Consider the following 15,220-nt stretch of genomic DNA (forward strand, 5'->3'; position numbering starts at 1 on the left):
CGACGTTGCGCCTATTCCAGTGTGCTGTTTTCTAAATAACTCACTTTACGTCTAAGGTTTCAAGCGTCTCACGTCTGCGTGGGATTTTATTCAACGTCTCCTGTCCCTTTGCGTTGCAAAACTTATCGGATTGGCTGAGCATTTCGTAACACTGTCAACCTCGGACAAATACAGATCCTGGGTGGAAAAAGATTATTTACCTGGCCCGCGTCGATGGAATTCCAATGGCAACAGGGCTGACCCACCTCAAGAGCAGGGAGATAGGCAATCTTCGTATTGCCCGCATTCATGGGCCAGGGCGGAAGCGCCCATGCGGCCTACATCTGACCATAGGGCTACGTCTGGCTGCGCAAGCAACTGTAGACCAGACCGGCCGCTGCCCTGCCCCTCATTCAACAAGGCCTGCGCGCACTGCCCACCGCAAGACCAGCGGCCATCCCGCTCATCTGACAATCACGTATAGTGGCCATATATCATCACCCTGTTCGACCAAGGCGTGTGCCGTCGATAACGGTTCGGCTGGCATCAGTATGGAAAACTGCACGTGCCGCAAAGAAGAAACCTGAAAAACTCTATTTTCGTACCCTTGAAGCTGTCTCAATTGATCGGTCTTTTCAGTTGGGTTATCAGCTGGTGTCTGAATCCGTCCATTGATCGATCACTGGATATATTCATCTGCTGCGCGCTGGCGGGGGCGGCGCTGTCGATCATTGTCACGTCCAATAGCAGGAGCATGCTGGCGTGGCGCCTGTTCGGCATCATTTACATGGCATCACTGACCTTTCTGTTCAATGAACAGATCGACCGCATGGGCGAGGAAGCGTCGATGTGGGGGCTGGTGGTCACCTCCCTGCTCATCACGGGAATGAGCGTATTCTTCGTCAAGTTTATTGATTACATCGCCGCGGCTGCGCTGATCTGGTTGATCATGTGGCAAACGGACCTGACGGCCGTCGGCGTCGATCATGTACCTCTGTTTTATGTGTTCCTGATCAGCTCGACGTTACTGGGCGGCTGCCTGAATGCAACCTTCCTGAGCCTTATCATGCAGACCATGGCAGCCAGGGACCGTTATCAGGAACTGTCCGAAACCGACACCCTGACGCACGCCCCCAACCGTCGTGCACTGGTTGCCGGTCTGAATACCGCGCTGGCATCTGCTGATAAATCGTCGTTGTGGTTTGCCATGCTTGATCTGGATCACTTTAAAAGTATCAACGACACCCATGGTCACGACGTGGGTGACAATGTTCTTATCAGTTTTGCAACACTGCTGAAAAGCACAAAGGGGCTCATCAGCTTCGGTCGTTTGGGTGGGGAAGAGTTTGGCGTGATCTTATCGGCGGCGAACGCCACAGACGCTATACATGCACTGGAAGGGTTATTGATGCTCGCGCAACATGATGAAGCGGCTCAAGTGCCCTATTCATTCAGTGCCGGTGTGGCGAGCTTGTCGCGGGTTGAAACGATCAATGACCTGTTGAAAGAGGCCGATGAAAACCTGTATTACGCCAAGCGCAGTGGCAGAACATGTATCGCCTTTGAAGGCAGGATAGTTTCATCGAACGCTGTCAGCACGACAAAGCACAATCAAGCGACGCAATCAGTTGAAAAGCCTACGCATGCCTAGCACCCGTCTTCCCCTTCAAACATTCCCGCCCCGCCGCACCTTCGAATACCGATCGATATCCTCCCGCAATGTCCATCCCTGCCCCTGCCAATAACGTCCGGCCGCTTCATTACTCTTCATGACGTCCAGGTGACACTTGTAAATACCCAGCGCCTCCAGACACTCGAGACAGCGTTCGACCAGCTCATGGGCAATCCCCCGCCGGCGATACTCGGGCAGCACGATCAGATGCTGCAGATAACCGCGTCTCCCGTCATGCCCGCACATCACGCAGCCGCACAAGGTGTCCCCCGCCTCGGCGACGAAGCTCATGCCGGGGTTGCGTTCGAGGTAGCGAGCGGTCGCTTCGCGCGAATCGGCGTCGCGCAGGGAGATGCCTGGCGTGCTGCGCATCAGTTCGATGACCGCATCGTAGTCGTCCAGGGTCATGCTGCGAATCGTGATCATGGGCTAAGCCTGGCCTGCGGTCTCATGGGCTGAGCAGATTAGCAGAGCCGCTTGATGCCTTGATGACAGCGCTTCCAGAGTCTGCCTATCGCCCCGTAATGTTCTTTCTATTAGAAATCTTCGTGAAGAAGGCTAATCTGCATAAGCATCGGCGAAAGTCGTGCGGTTTCACCCTGATAAGGAGATAACAATGAGCTCAAGTCTGCTATGCACGTTGTGGGCTCGGCTCGCAGCAATCTGACGATCGCTGTGCCGCGTATCTGTAGAGCTGGCCTGATCGTTCACCGAGCGGCCGGCATGAACCCAGTGCTGTTGAGTTCCGTCATCATTGTCTGAGGTCCCACGAGTGGACTGGATGGCCGGATGCAAATGACAAAAAGGTGTATCAAGCATGTCAACTGAATCGAAATGCCCCTTCAACCACGCTGCCGGCGGCGGCACCACCAACCGTGACTGGTGGCCCAAGCAGCTGAACCTGAAAATTCTGCATCAGCATTCCACGCTCTCCGACCCGATGGGCGAGAATTTCGACTATGCCAAGGAGTTCAAGAGCCTTGACATCGAAGCGGTCAAACAGGACCTGCGTAACGTCATGACCCAGTCCCAGGACTGGTGGCCGGCAGACTTCGGCCACTATGGCCCGCTGTTCATCCGTATGGCCTGGCACAGCGCCGGTACTTACCGGACAGGCGATGGTCGTGGCGGTGCAGGTGCCGGTCAGCAACGTTTTGCGCCGCTCAACAGTTGGCCCGACAACGTCAGCCTGGACAAGGCTCGCCGCCTCATCTGGCCGGTCAAGCAGAAGTACGGCCGCAAGATCTCCTGGGCTGACCTGATCGTGCTGACCGGTAACGTCGCGCTGGAGTCCATGGGCTTCAAGACCTTCGGTTTCTCCGGTGGTCGCGCGGATGTCTGGGAACCGGAAGAGGACGTGTACTGGGGTTCCGAGACCACCTGGCTGGGTGGTGAAGAACGCTACGGCGCGCAGAAGAAAATGCAGCAACCGGGCGACGGCACGCTGGTGGCCGAGCCGGAGAATCACGCCAACGAAGAAAGCCGTACCGCCAGCGGCGAACGTAATCTGGAAAACCCGCTTGCCGCCGTGCAGATGGGCTTGATCTACGTGAACCCTGAAGGCCCTGAAGGTGTGCCGGATCCGGTTGCTTCGGCAAGGGATATCCGTGAAACCTTCGGTCGCATGGCGATGAATGACGAAGAGACCGTGGCGCTGATCGCCGGTGGTCATGCCTTCGGCAAGACCCACGGTGCCGGCCCTGCCGACAACGTTGGTCCGGAGCCTGAAGCAGCCGGCCTGGAAGAACAGGGTCTTGGCTGGAGAAACAAATTCGGCAGCGGCAAGGGTGGCGACACCATTACCAGCGGCCTGGAAGTGACCTGGACTTCGACGCCAACCAAATGGAGCAACGAGTACCTCGAAAACCTCTTTGGCTTCGAATGGGAACTGACCAAGAGCCCGGCAGGCGCGCATCAATGGACGCCGAAGAACGGCGCAGGCGCCGGCAAGATTCCGGATGCCCACGATCCATCCAAGCGTCATGCACCAAGCATGCTGACCTCTGACCTGGCGCTGCGCTTCGATCCGGCTTACGAGCAGATCTCCCGTCGCTTCCTGAACAACCCTGAGCAACTGGCCGACGCGTTCGCCCGCGCCTGGTTCAAGCTGACTCACCGTGACATGGGCCCGCTTGCCCGCTACCTCGGCCCGGAAACACCGGCCGAAGAGCTGCTGTGGCAAGACCCGATTCCAAGCGTTGATCATGCGTTGGTGGATGATCAGGATGTGGCCACACTCAAGGCCAAGATTCTCGCTTCGGGCCTTTCGGTCTCGCAGCTGGTGTCGACGGCCTGGGCGGCAGCTTCTACCTTCCGTGGCTCGGACAAGCGCGGTGGTGCCAACGGCGGCCGTCTGCGTCTGGCTCCGCAGAAGGATTGGGCAGTCAACCAGCCTGAGCAACTGGCAGGCGTGCTGAAGACCCTTGAAGGTATTCAGAGCGAATTCAACGCAGCTCAGTCGGGCGGCAAGAAGGTTTCAATCGCCGACCTGATCGTCCTGGCCGGTAACGCAGGTGTCGAGCAGGCTGCAAAAAATGCAGGCCAGCACGTCACCGTTCCGTTCGCACCGGGCCGTGCCGATGCGTCTCAGGAGCAGACCGATGTTGAGTCGTTCAGCTTCCTCGAGCCGATCGCTGATGGTTTCCGCAATTACCAGAAGGGGCATTACAAGGTCTCGGCAGAATCGTTGCTGGTCGACAAGGCGCAACTGCTGACCCTGACGGCACCGGAGATGACTGTGCTGCTGGGCGGCCTGCGGGTCTTGAACATCAACGTCGGACAGAGCAAGCATGGCGTCTTCACTGATCAGCCGGGCACCCTGACCAACGACTTCTTCAAGAACCTGCTGGACATGGGCGTGGAGTGGAAAGCGACTGCGGGTGGCACCGATACGTTCGAAGCCCGTGACCGCAAGACTGGCGCAGTGAAATGGACCGGCACCCGTGTCGATCTGGTCTTCGGCTCGCATGCTCAACTGCGTGCGATTTCCGAAGTGTATGGCAGCTCGGATGCACACGAGAAGTTCGTCAACGACTTCGTGGCAGTCTGGACCAAGGTGATGAACCTGGACCGCTTCGACCTGGCCTGATGTATCTGATGTGCTGAGTTGAAAAAACGCCTCCCTTGCGGAGGCGTTTTTTTTGCCGCTATCAACCAGCGAACGCTGGTTTTATCAGCGGCTCATCATGCTTGCCGCCTGCTCCGTCGCTTCGGTCGTTCTGGTCGCCAGCTTGCGGACTTCATCCGCCACAACCGCAAAGCCCCGCCCTGCCTCACCGGCGCGCGCAGCCTCGATTGCCGCATTGAGCGCCAGAAGGTTGGTCTGGCTGGCAATGCTCTGGATAGTGCCAACTATCTGGGTCAGTTGAGCGATGTTCTCTTCCAGGTTTTTCTGATGCTGTGCTTCGGTATCGCGAAGAGCGTCCTGCTCATGTTTCAAATGCACATCCACCAACGCACCGACCACCCTCAGCGGAACACCTTCGGGATTGCGCCGAGTCTGGCCGCGCGCACGGAACCAGCGGTACTCGCCGGTTTTCATCTTCAGGCGGTACTCGATATCGAACGGCGTCTTGCCAGTCCGGTCATTCAAGTGCGCACCGAATGCCGTCAGACTGCGCTCCTTGTCTTCAGGGTGCAGCCGTGACGCCCAGCTATCCAGTACGTCAGGAAACTCTTCGACCGTTTCAAAACCCAGCAGGCGCCTGAACTGGGGGGACCACCAGAAAGGATTGCGCGCATTGACCGGGTCACCGGCAATGACTTCCATGTCCCAAAGACCGTCGGAGAGCATCTCCCGAGCGAGTTCGAAGCGAGTAATGATCACATCGTGTTCAAGATCACGCTCAAGCTCATCGTGAATATCCCGAAGAGAACCGGCGACCCGCAGCGGCGTTCCGCGCGCATCCCTTAATGTTTCGCCCTGGGCATAGAACCAGCGGTAGGTGCCGTCCTTCATCGCCAGACGATTCTTGATCCGATACGGCGTGTTGCCGGAACGGTCATTCAGGTGTTTGGCAAATGCGTCCAGCGAGGCTTGTTTATCTTGAGGATGAAGCCGGTCTGCCCAGCTCGCCAGTACGTTGGGGAAATCGCGCTCGTCGTTGAAACCGAGCAATGTGCGAAATTGCTGCGACCACCAGAATCGATTGTTCGGGTTGACCGGATCGCCCGCGACCACCTCCATGTCCCAGAGGCCTTCACTTGACGCACGGTTGACCAGATCAAAGCGGGTTTCATAAGCGGCAGCCGAAGCAGAGGCTTCGCCCAACAGATGGCGGGCGGTTTCCAGTTCTTGCTCAAGCGCGGCAATACGTTGCTCGTCGAGACGACGCTGGGTGCTCAGCGAGCTCCAGCATTCCAGTACCGCACTTTTTTCAGCACATCCCCCTACCGCGGGCTCAGTGCCGCCCTTGAGCGAGGAAATAAGTTGCTGAAGGGCCTTTTTGTCACGACGGGGGCTGAACAGGTGAAGCATGCTGTGGGCTCTCAAAATAAAGTCGGATTTGCCGAGTCCCTGGCATGTCACTTCTTTATCGACATGCCGTGAGGTTTCTGTATGTCGGATTGCGATCAGATCATGGACATCCGATCCAGAATCAACTTCACGGCCTGCTGATCGGTTTGCGCCCTGCCACCGACTCCGCTACCCGGACGCGGAGCGTCCAGAACGGCATTCCCACGCTGGAGCGTGAGGAACGATAATCTTGTAACTATCGTGCCAAGGACTACTGCAACTTCAGCCCCGCTGCGCAAACCTGCGCAACACCACCACACCCAGCACAGCCGACAACACCGAACCGATCAGCACGCCCACCTTGACCTCATCGACCAGTTCCGGCGCGCCCGGGAAGGCCAGTGCGCCAATGAACAGGCTCATGGTGAAGCCGATACCACACAAGGCTGCGACGCCATAAAGCTGGCCCCAGTTGCTGCCATCCGGCAAGCGCGCCAGGCCAGCGCGAATCGCCAGCGCGGCCATGGCGAATATGCCGACCTGTTTGCCGACCAGCAGTCCTAGCGCAACGCCGAGCGGGACCGGGTCCACGAGCGTGTCGGCGGTAATGCCTGACAGTGACACGCCAGCGTTGGCAAAACCGAAGATCGGTACGACGGCAAACGCCACCCACGGGTGCAGCTTTTCTTCCAGGTGCAGCAGCGGCGAGCGAGCCTCCTCATCGGGTTTGCCCAGCGGGATGCACAGCGCCAGCGCGACGCCCGCGAGGGTGGCGTGGATACCGGACTGGAGCATGAAGAACCACAGCAGCGCGCCGACGATGAGGTAAGGCAGCAGTTTTTTAACGCCCAGACGATTCAGCGCGACGAGCACGGCGATGGAGCCCAGCGCTGCGAGCAGCATGGGAATGGAAAGATCGCTGGTGTAGAACAGCGCGATGATCAGCACCGCGCCGAGATCATCGAGAATCGCCAGTGCCGACAGGAAGATCTTCAGCGACAGCGGCACGCGCTTGCCCAGCAGTGACAGCACACCCAGGGCGAACGCGATATCGGTCGCTGCCGGAATGGCCCAGCCGCCGATGGTGTCTGGCCGCCCCCAGTTGAAGGCCACGTAGATCAGCGCCGGAACCAGCATGCCGCCAAGCGCCGCAAAGCCCGGCAAGGCTCTCTGGCTCCAGGAGGCAAGCTGACCGGCGAGCACCTCGCGCTTGATCTCCAGGCCGACGAGCATGAAGAAGATCGCCATCAGACCGTCGTTGATCCAGTGCGAAACCGACAAACCGGCGAACACTGCGTGCAGCGCGGCGAAGTAGCTGTCGGCCAGCGGTGAGTTGGCAACGATCAGGGCCGCCAGCGCGGCTGCCATCAACACCAGCCCGCCAGCGGATTCAGCAGCGAAGAAACGCGTGATGAACGCCAGTGCATTCGGAGATTCGGTACGAGGGGTGGGTTTGTGCATGACAGCTCCGCGGGGGTACAGCGCAAAAAGGCCGCAATTTTACCACCGGCAGAACCTGTCAAAGGCCTGGTAAACCTGAGGATACAAATTAACGTTTCCCGGCCGAATAGGCATCGGAAAGCGTTGCTGAATAGCGCCTGCCGTTCAGACAGGCGCCCTGCTCATCTCAGTTCTTGACCGTTTCTTCGAGCGTAAAGCGGCCCAGCGGGTTCTGGCCGAAGTGCTCGATGTTCTTGCGCGACACGCTGATGTAGGGACTGTAGTAGAGGTCGATCCAGTTGACGTCCGCCTTGGCCATTTTCTGCAGGTCGATGTACATCTGCTCACGCTTTTTCGGGTCCATCTCGACCCGTGCGGCAGCGACCAGCTCCTTGACCTTGTCGTTCTTGTAACGGGTCATGTAGTTATTGTTGGTGTCGTGGCCGAGCACGAAGGTGGTCTTCTGGTCCGGGTCGAGGATGTCGTTGGTCCAGTACATCACGGAGATGTCGTAGTCACCGGCAATCAACATGTCCCAGCTCTGGCTCGGGTCGACTTTCTGCAGCGTTGTGGTCACGCCGACCTTGGCCAGTTGCTGTTGCAGCATGACCGCGATTTGCTCGTCGACCTCGTTGCCCGCGTTGACCACGTAATTGAGTTTCAGGTCAGACGCACCGGCGTCCGCCAGCATCTGTCTGGCCTTCACCGGGTCATAAGGACGTTGCAGGTTGTCGGCGTAGTGGTACAGCGCGCCTTTAGGAATGTAGGAATTGGCCACGGTGCCCAGCCCGAAGGTGGCGGCATCGACCAGCGATTTCTTGTCGATGGCCATGTCCAGCGCCTGGCGCACTTCAGGCTTGGCCAATGCGCCGTGTTCGTGGTTGATCAGCAGATGATCTTCACGGGTGGAGGGGTCGAGATGGACCACCAGATCGGGGTCCTTCTGCAGATTTTCGATGCGCGAGAACGGTATCCATATCGCAGCATCGAGCTCGCCCTTCTGGACCATGAGCGTGCGGGTGTTATCGTCCGGCACCGAGATCCACTCGACCCCGTCCAGGCTCACGCTCGGTGCTTCCCAGAAGTTGGGGTTCTTCGCCAGAATCACCCGGTCACCGCGCCGCCATTCCTTCACGGTAAATGCGCCGGAGCTGACAGGCTGCTCGGCATACGCCTCTTCGCCCATGCTCTTCATGGCTTTCTCGGAGAGAATCGACACGTTGGGCAGGGCCAGTTGCGAGAGGAACGAGGCCGAAGGATTCTTCAGCGTGATCACCAGCGTATGCGGATCTGTCGCGATGGCCTTGTCGATAATCTTGTAGGAATCGCTCCACAGTGAACCCTTGTCGTCGCGGATTCGCAGCAGGCTGAACACCGCGTCACTGGCCGTCAGGTCCGAGCCATCGGAGAATTTGGCCGGACGCATCTTGAGCGTGTAGGTCAGCCCGTCAGGCGAGATCGACCAGCTTTCCGCCAGCCCCGGCACCAGCTTGGTGCCTTTGTCGTCGACCCGGATCAGCACGTCGTAAACGTTGGAAAACACCCAGTTGTCGATGTTCTGCGCACTTTTGATCGGGTCGAACGTGGTGCCATCCTCACGACGGCCGATGGTCAGCACGCCCGCAGCTTCGGCCACGCCCGCCGCCAGGGAACAGGCCGCCAGCATGGCGACGGTCAGCATTTTCATTGGTCGAGCTTTCATACGCATGAACTCCTTGTCGATGTCGGGACAGATGTCGTTACAGGTTGAGATCAAAAAACCGGGGCTTCCAGCACGCAGTCGTAGCGCTGCTGGCCGACATGCCGGGTCGGTGGCGCGACGCTGGAGCAGGTCGGCCTGGCAAACCGGCAACGCGGATGAAACGCGCAGCCGTCGGGTAAATTCAGGGGGCTTGGCGGCTCACCCTGCAACGGCTCGCCGGACAAAGGACGATCCGGATCGATTTCCGGAATCGCCTGAATCAGCGCCGCGGTATAGGGGTGGCGCGGCGAAACAAAGACATCCTCGACCGGGCCTTCTTCAACGATTCTGCCCAGGTACATCACCGCCACCCGATCACACAGGCGACGCACGATGGCCAGGTCATGGGCGATGAACAGAATCGCCAGGTTCATGCGCTGGCGCAGCTCCAGCAGCAGGTTGATGATCTGCCCCTGAATCGAAACGTCCAGCGCCGCCACGCATTCGTCGGCAATGATCAGCCGTGGCTCGATGGCCAGCGCGCGAGCGATACCGACACGCTGACATTGTCCGCCGCTCAAGGCACCCGGCTTGCGTTCGGCAAATTCGGGCCGCAGACCGACCATGTCGAGCAGCTCGGTGACCCGCGCCGGAATGTCGGAAGTGGCGACCTTGCGCTGCACGGCAAGCACCTCGGCCAGCGTCGCACCGATGGTCATGCGCGGATTGAGCGAAGAGGACGGGTCCTGAAAGACCATCGCGGTTTCGCTGCGCAGGCGTTGCAGATTGATACCGCTGCCCTGGGCCATGTCGACGTCATCGAAGACGATCTGCCCGGAGGTAATGTCATTCAGGCGCAGAATGGCGCGGCCCAGCGTGCTCTTGCCGCTGCCGGACTCGCCGACCAGCCCCAGCGTTTCACCCGCGCAAATGCTCAGTGACACACCGTTGACGGCATGCACCCAACGCTTGTTGAGGCCCATGAAACCCGAGCCGGGTGCCGGGAAGCGCACCACCAGATCATTGACGTTCAGCAGTATTGGGCCGCTCATGAGACGGCCTCCCGCGATTGCACCAACGGGTAGTGACAGGCCGCCGCATGGGCAACGCCCATCGGCCGCATCAGCGGTAGCCTGTCAGGACAGTCTGCTCCTGCATGACTGCAGCGGGCATGGAAACGGCAGCCGCCGGGCAGTGCGTCGAGCAAGGGCGGCTGGCCGGGAATGGTCCGTAGCAGTTCGCTGCCCGCGCTGCTGGCGGGCTGGCATTCGATCAGACCGTGGGTGTAAGGATGACGTGCGCGGGCGAGCACATCGCGCTTGCTGCCGTGCTCACACAGGCGACCGGCGTACATCACCGCAATCGAGTCGCAGGTTTGCGCCACCACGCCGAGATCGTGGGTGATCATGATCAACGACAGCCCGTGACGATCGCGCAGGTCCAGCAACAGACGCAGGATTTGCGCCTGCACCGTCACATCCAGTGCGGTGGTCGGCTCGTCGGCGATCAGGACCTGCGGCCCACAGCCCAGTGCCACGGCAATCATCGCGCGCTGGCGCATGCCACCGGAAAACTCATGGGGGAAGTTATCCACACGGGACGCCGGATCGGGAATACCGACCTGGCGCAAAAGATCGATCGCCTGCGCCCGGGCTTCACGCTTCGATGCGCCCTGATGCAGAAGAACACCTTCGGCGATCTGCTCGCCGATACGCATCAGCGGGTCCAGATGGCTGGCGGGGTTCTGGAAAATCATGCCGATACGCCGCCCGCGCATGGCACGCATTCCAGCGGCATCCAGCTTCAACAGGTCGACATCATTGAGCCGTACCGAGCCGCCACGCACGTGCAGATCCGGCGACGGCATCAATTGCATCAGCGCCCGGCAGGCCATGGTCTTGCCAGAGCCGCTTTCACCGACCAGCCCGAGGATCTCGCCCTGGTGCAGGTCGAACGACAACCGGTCGACCAGCGTCACTTCGCGGCCGCGATGGCTCGCCACCACGCTCATCTCGCTGACCTGCAGCACGGGCGTACTCATTGCCGTTCTCCCAGGGTTTCGACGACGCCGTCCGCCAACAGGCTGAAGCCCATGGCCAAGGTCACGATGGCCAGGCCCGGAAAGGTGCAGATCCACCACGCAGAAGTGAGGAACGCCTGCCCTTCGGCGACCATGGTCCCCCACTCCGCCATCGGTGGTTGCACACCCAGGCCCAGGTAGCTGACCGATGCGCCACTGAGCAGCACCAGAACCGCGTCAGACATAGAAAACACAATCGAGCCGAACATCGCGTTGGGCAGCAGATGGCGGAACAGGATACGCAGGTGACCAAAGCCCAGGCTCTTGGCCGCCAGGGCGAAATCGCTTTCCTTGAGCACCAGGACCTGTGAGCGGATCAGCCGCGCATAAGACACCCAGCCCACCAGTGCCATGGCAATGTAGAAGCTGCCCAGGCCTGGCCCGAGAATCGCGATGATCGCCAGCATCAGCACCAGAAACGGGAATGCCAGCACGATGTCGATCACGCGCATGCACAGGTTGTCGAAACGTCCGCCGATGTAGCCCGACAAGGCGCCGACGAAGGTCCCGATCATGAACGGGAAGATCACCCCGATCACGCAGATCTGCAGGTCGACGCGTGCCGCCCAGATCACCCTGGACAGAATGTCGCGACCAAAATTGTCGGTGCCGAACGGATGCGCGAGGTGCGGGGCAAGCATGCGCAGCTCGGTGTTCTGGTAGATGGGGTCGTAAGGTGCCAGCCATGGTGCAAACAGCGCCAGTATCAGCCAGCCCCCCAGTAACGAACCGCCCAGCAGCATCGCCAGCCGGCCGTTGCGCAAACGCACACGCAGCCGGGAACGCCAGTGCGGACGAAGATCGGCATGGGCCACGGTCATTTGATATTTACCCGCGGGTCGATGGCTACCGTGGCCACATCGGCGAGGAAGTTCACCATCACCGTGGCACAGGCCAGCACCATAGCCACCCCCTGCACCACCATGTAATCGCGGCTGAAGATGCCGCGCACCAGCAACTGACCGATGCCGGGAATCGCAAACAGGCTTTCGATCACCACGGTGCCGCTGATCAGCCAGCCGATGTTCACCGCCAGCAGGTTGATCGAAGGCACCAGCGAATTGGGCAACACGTGGCGCCGAAACAGCGCCCCTTCACTGAGGCCACGCGCCCGGGCTGCCGTCACATGATCGGCTTGCAGCTCCACGAGCATGCTCGCGCGCAGGTTGCGAATCAGCACCGCGGACAGAGCCAGCGCGATGGTCAGACAGGGCAGCACCAGGTGATGGGCCTTGTCCAGCCAGTCGCTGCCGTAGCCCGACACCGGAAACCAGCCAAGCTGCACACTGAACAGCAGGATCAGCATGATGCCCAGCCAGAACGCCGGCATGCCCAGCCCTGTGGTGGTAAAAACGCGGATCAGGTTGTCGCTCCAACTGCCTTTGTTACGCGCAGCGAGCGTGGCCAAGGGCACGGCAATCAGCAGCGCCAGCAGAACGCTGCCCGACACCAGAAATACGGTGGGCTCGATCCGTGTGCTGATCAGCTTGAGTACGTCTATCTTGTACAGCAGCGATTTGCCCATATCGCCCTGCACCAGGTTTTTCATGAAATACACGTACTGTGTCCACAGAGGCTCATCCAGACCATACTGGGCGCGGATGTTGGCCAGGGCCTGTGGTGTGGAACGCGAACCCAGCAGGATGCGCGCCGGATCGCCGGGGATCGAACGCACCAGAATGAAGGTGACCAGGCTGATGCCGAACAGCACCGGCAGCAGCTGCAGCGGACGCTGGAGAATGAAACGATAACGACCCAGATTCATCAGACGCCCCGATGCTGTGACAGAAAATTCAGCAGGACCGGAAAGTACGCCGCCGCCCCCTCTACGTAAAAGGGCAGAGCAGAGTTGTAGTCGAACATTGACCATCCGTCGACTTCGATTGTTTTCAGCTCATCCGGCCTGTGTTCATAGCCCATTGCATTGCACCTCTGCGGACGACGCTCATGGCATCAACCCTATCCTGCAAGGCGAGCGCAGACAGCTAGCAATTCTTATAGGTTTTACAGGACTGGCAGCCGACTGGACGCACGCGTGGCACCGTCCTTGCTAATTGCTATATTAGAGCCCTACATCGGCTCAATGACAAAGGAGGTCATGCCATGCATATCAGGTTGTCGGATTTCAATTCGCGGCTGCAGTCTGCATCCACGCTGGATCAGCAAATGGATTGCGCGCTGCTGCTGGCATCGGATCTCGGATTCGATGCCGTGATCTACGACTACAGCCCGGTGCCAGTGTCCCATGATGGAGCACTGATCACCCCGTCGCTGCTTTCATTGCGCAATACACCTGCGGACTGGCACGCGCTTTGGTGCAGTCAGGGCTATTACCAGATCGATCCGGTGCAACACCTGGCCGTCGCCAGCGTCTCGCCGTTCGTATGGTCATACCAGCCCAGGGCCGAGACGGTGCTGAAAACCTTCATCACCGACATGCACAAGCCGGTGGTGCGCTATCTGCATGACTCACACATGACCTGTGGCGTAACGGTGCCGATCCACATGCCCAAGGGCGGTTTCGCCACGCTGACCGGGCTGTGTACGGACGGCAGCGATGTCGCCCTCGAGGACGCCCGCCAGAGCCTGGCGGAGTTTGGCCTGCTCGCTCACGCCTTTCAGGAGGTCGCCTACCCGCTGTTCGACCAGAAAATACGCTCATGCAATGCGATCAGGCTGACCCCGCGTGAGCGCGAATGCCTGAGCTGGTCTGCCGAGGGCCTGACGGCCAGGGAGATTGCCGATCAGCTCAACCGCTCTGTCGCTACGGTGACCTTGCACCTGAATTCGGCCATGCAGAAGCTGGGGGCAAAAAACCGTGTGCAGGCGGTGGTGCGTGCCGTTCACTACCGTTTACTCGACCACTGACCGGATTATCGGCCAAAACCTATCATTTTCTATAGTTATGAGGCGCAAGACGCCGCGCTATGGTGCCCCCAAACTATCCAGCAGGGACCGGCGACATGGCAGATATGACGATCAAGGAAGGTTTTGCGCCCTTTGGCGACTATCAGACGTGGTATCGCATCACAGGCGACCTGCACGGTCCCGGCACACCACTGGTCATTCTGCACGGCGGCCCCGGTTGTACGCACGATTACGTCGATGCGTTCAAGGACATCGCCAGCACTGGCCGGGCCGTTATCCATTACGACCAGTTGGGTAACGGAAAGTCGACTCGACTGCCCCATAAGGGGTGCGATTTCTGGACGGTCGATCTGTTCCTGAGCGAACTCGACAATCTGCTTGCGCACCTGAGTATCAAAAACAACTACGCATTGCTGGGCCAGTCGTGGGGCGGCATGCTGGCGGCAGAGCATGCCGTGCGCCAGCCCAAAGGGCTGAAGGCACTGATCATCGCCAACTCCCCCGCAGACATGCTCACTTGGGTAAGCGAGGCCAACCGGCTGCGCGAGGATCTGCCAGCCGATGTGCAGGCTGTGTTGCTCCGGCACGAAGAGGCGGGAACATTGAAAGACCCGGAATACCTGAAAGCCTCGCGAGCATTCTATGACCGTCATGTCTGCCGCATCACACCGTGGCCGGAAGAGGTAAAACGTACCTTCGACGCGATTGACGCCGATCCGACCGTGTACCACGCCATGAATGGTCCTACCGAGTTTCACGTCATCGGCACGATGAAGGACTGGACCATCGTTGATCGCCTGGAGCTCATCAATGTTCCTGCCTTACTGATTTCCGGGAAGTACGACGAAGCCACACCGCTGGTCGTGAAGCCCTATGTGGATAACGTCCCCGACATCAGTTGGTCTGTCTTCGAAGAGTCCAGTCACATGCCCCATGTAGAGGAGCGAATGGCCTGTATGGGATGCATCGCAGGTTTTCTGGACAAGCTGGTCGTTACGGGTAACGAGTTTGCGGCTTAACCATAAGCCCTCATTTGATCCGCCC

General features: G+C 59.5%; 11 protein-coding genes and 2 pseudogenes. 4 read left to right on the forward strand and 9 right to left on the reverse strand.

The annotated features are described in order from the left end of the window. The first annotated feature begins 544 nt into the window (after positions 1–544). Positions 545–1,630 (forward strand): GGDEF domain-containing protein, encoded by a 1,086-nt coding sequence (locus tag QRN50_RS21260; RefSeq protein ID WP_024641936.1) that lies wholly within the window; start codon positions 545–547, stop codon positions 1,628–1,630. A 15-nt stretch (positions 1,631–1,645) separates the two neighbouring features. Here the strand turns inward: QRN50_RS21260 and QRN50_RS21265 are convergent, their stop codons facing one another. Continuing rightward, positions 1,646–2,077, reverse strand: coding sequence for a GNAT family N-acetyltransferase (locus QRN50_RS21265; RefSeq protein ID WP_024640300.1), 432 nt, complete (start codon positions 2,075–2,077; stop codon positions 1,646–1,648). A gap of 391 nt (positions 2,078–2,468) precedes the next feature. Here QRN50_RS21265 and katG point away from each other — a divergent pair, with 391 nt between their 5' ends. Continuing rightward, positions 2,469–4,739 carry a catalase/peroxidase HPI gene (katG, locus tag QRN50_RS21270; protein ID WP_024640299.1) on the forward strand — a complete coding sequence of 757 codons (2,271 nt, stop codon included), beginning with the start codon at positions 2,469–2,471 and terminating at the stop codon, positions 4,737–4,739. A 90-nt stretch (positions 4,740–4,829) separates the two neighbouring features. Here katG and QRN50_RS26050 read toward each other — a convergent pair. The 8 genes and pseudogenes from QRN50_RS26050 to QRN50_RS21305 all read right to left on the reverse strand — a co-directional run. Further along, positions 4,830–5,117, reverse strand: a pseudogene (locus QRN50_RS26050) (methyl-accepting chemotaxis protein); the annotation flags it as partial. Further along, positions 5,118–6,128, reverse strand: a pseudogene (locus QRN50_RS21275) (PAS domain-containing protein); the annotation flags it as partial. It lies immediately after the preceding pseudogene. Between the two features lie 261 nt (positions 6,129–6,389). Continuing rightward, a complete protein-coding gene (nhaA, locus tag QRN50_RS21280) occupies positions 6,390–7,568 on the reverse strand; it encodes a Na+/H+ antiporter NhaA (RefSeq protein WP_096127369.1) in 1,179 nt (392 codons plus the stop codon). Positions 7,569–7,734: 166 nt separating this feature from the next. Further along, positions 7,735–9,249 (reverse strand): ABC transporter substrate-binding protein, encoded by a 1,515-nt coding sequence (locus tag QRN50_RS21285; protein WP_096127370.1) that lies wholly within the window; start codon positions 9,247–9,249, stop codon positions 7,735–7,737. Positions 9,250–9,299: 50 nt separating this feature from the next. Beyond that, a complete protein-coding gene (locus tag QRN50_RS21290; RefSeq protein ID WP_096127371.1) occupies positions 9,300–10,280 on the reverse strand; it encodes an ABC transporter ATP-binding protein in 981 nt (326 codons plus the stop codon). After that, positions 10,277–11,269: an ABC transporter ATP-binding protein gene (locus tag QRN50_RS21295; RefSeq protein WP_058399362.1), complete on the reverse strand. Its 993-nt coding sequence runs from the start codon at positions 11,267–11,269 to the stop codon at positions 10,277–10,279. Before QRN50_RS21295 ends, QRN50_RS21290 begins: the two co-directional genes overlap by 4 nt. Next, complete coding sequence (locus tag QRN50_RS21300; protein WP_096127372.1) at positions 11,266–12,129, reverse strand: ABC transporter permease; 864 nt, start codon at positions 12,127–12,129, stop codon at positions 11,266–11,268. Before QRN50_RS21300 ends, QRN50_RS21295 begins: the two co-directional genes overlap by 4 nt. After that, the gene (locus tag QRN50_RS21305) at positions 12,126–13,073 is read right to left on the reverse strand and encodes an ABC transporter permease (protein ID WP_003400085.1); all 948 of its coding nucleotides are present in this window, start codon (positions 13,071–13,073) and stop codon (positions 12,126–12,128) included. The genes QRN50_RS21300 and QRN50_RS21305 overlap by 4 nt, the downstream gene beginning before the upstream one ends. Before the next feature lie 338 nt (positions 13,074–13,411). Between QRN50_RS21305 and QRN50_RS21310 the strand changes: the two genes are divergently transcribed. Beyond that, positions 13,412–14,176, forward strand: coding sequence for a LuxR family transcriptional regulator (locus QRN50_RS21310; protein WP_003400082.1), 765 nt, complete (start codon positions 13,412–13,414; stop codon positions 14,174–14,176). 95 nt (positions 14,177–14,271) lie between these two features. After that, on the forward strand, positions 14,272–15,195 hold the full coding sequence (locus tag QRN50_RS21315) for a proline iminopeptidase-family hydrolase (RefSeq protein WP_096127373.1): 924 nt from the start codon (positions 14,272–14,274) through the stop codon (positions 15,193–15,195). Positions 15,196–15,220 lie beyond the last annotated feature (25 nt).

Source organism: Pseudomonas sp. MEJ108, assembly GCF_030208985.1.
GTDB classification, from domain to species: Bacteria; Pseudomonadota; Gammaproteobacteria; order Pseudomonadales; family Pseudomonadaceae; genus Aquipseudomonas; species Aquipseudomonas fragariae.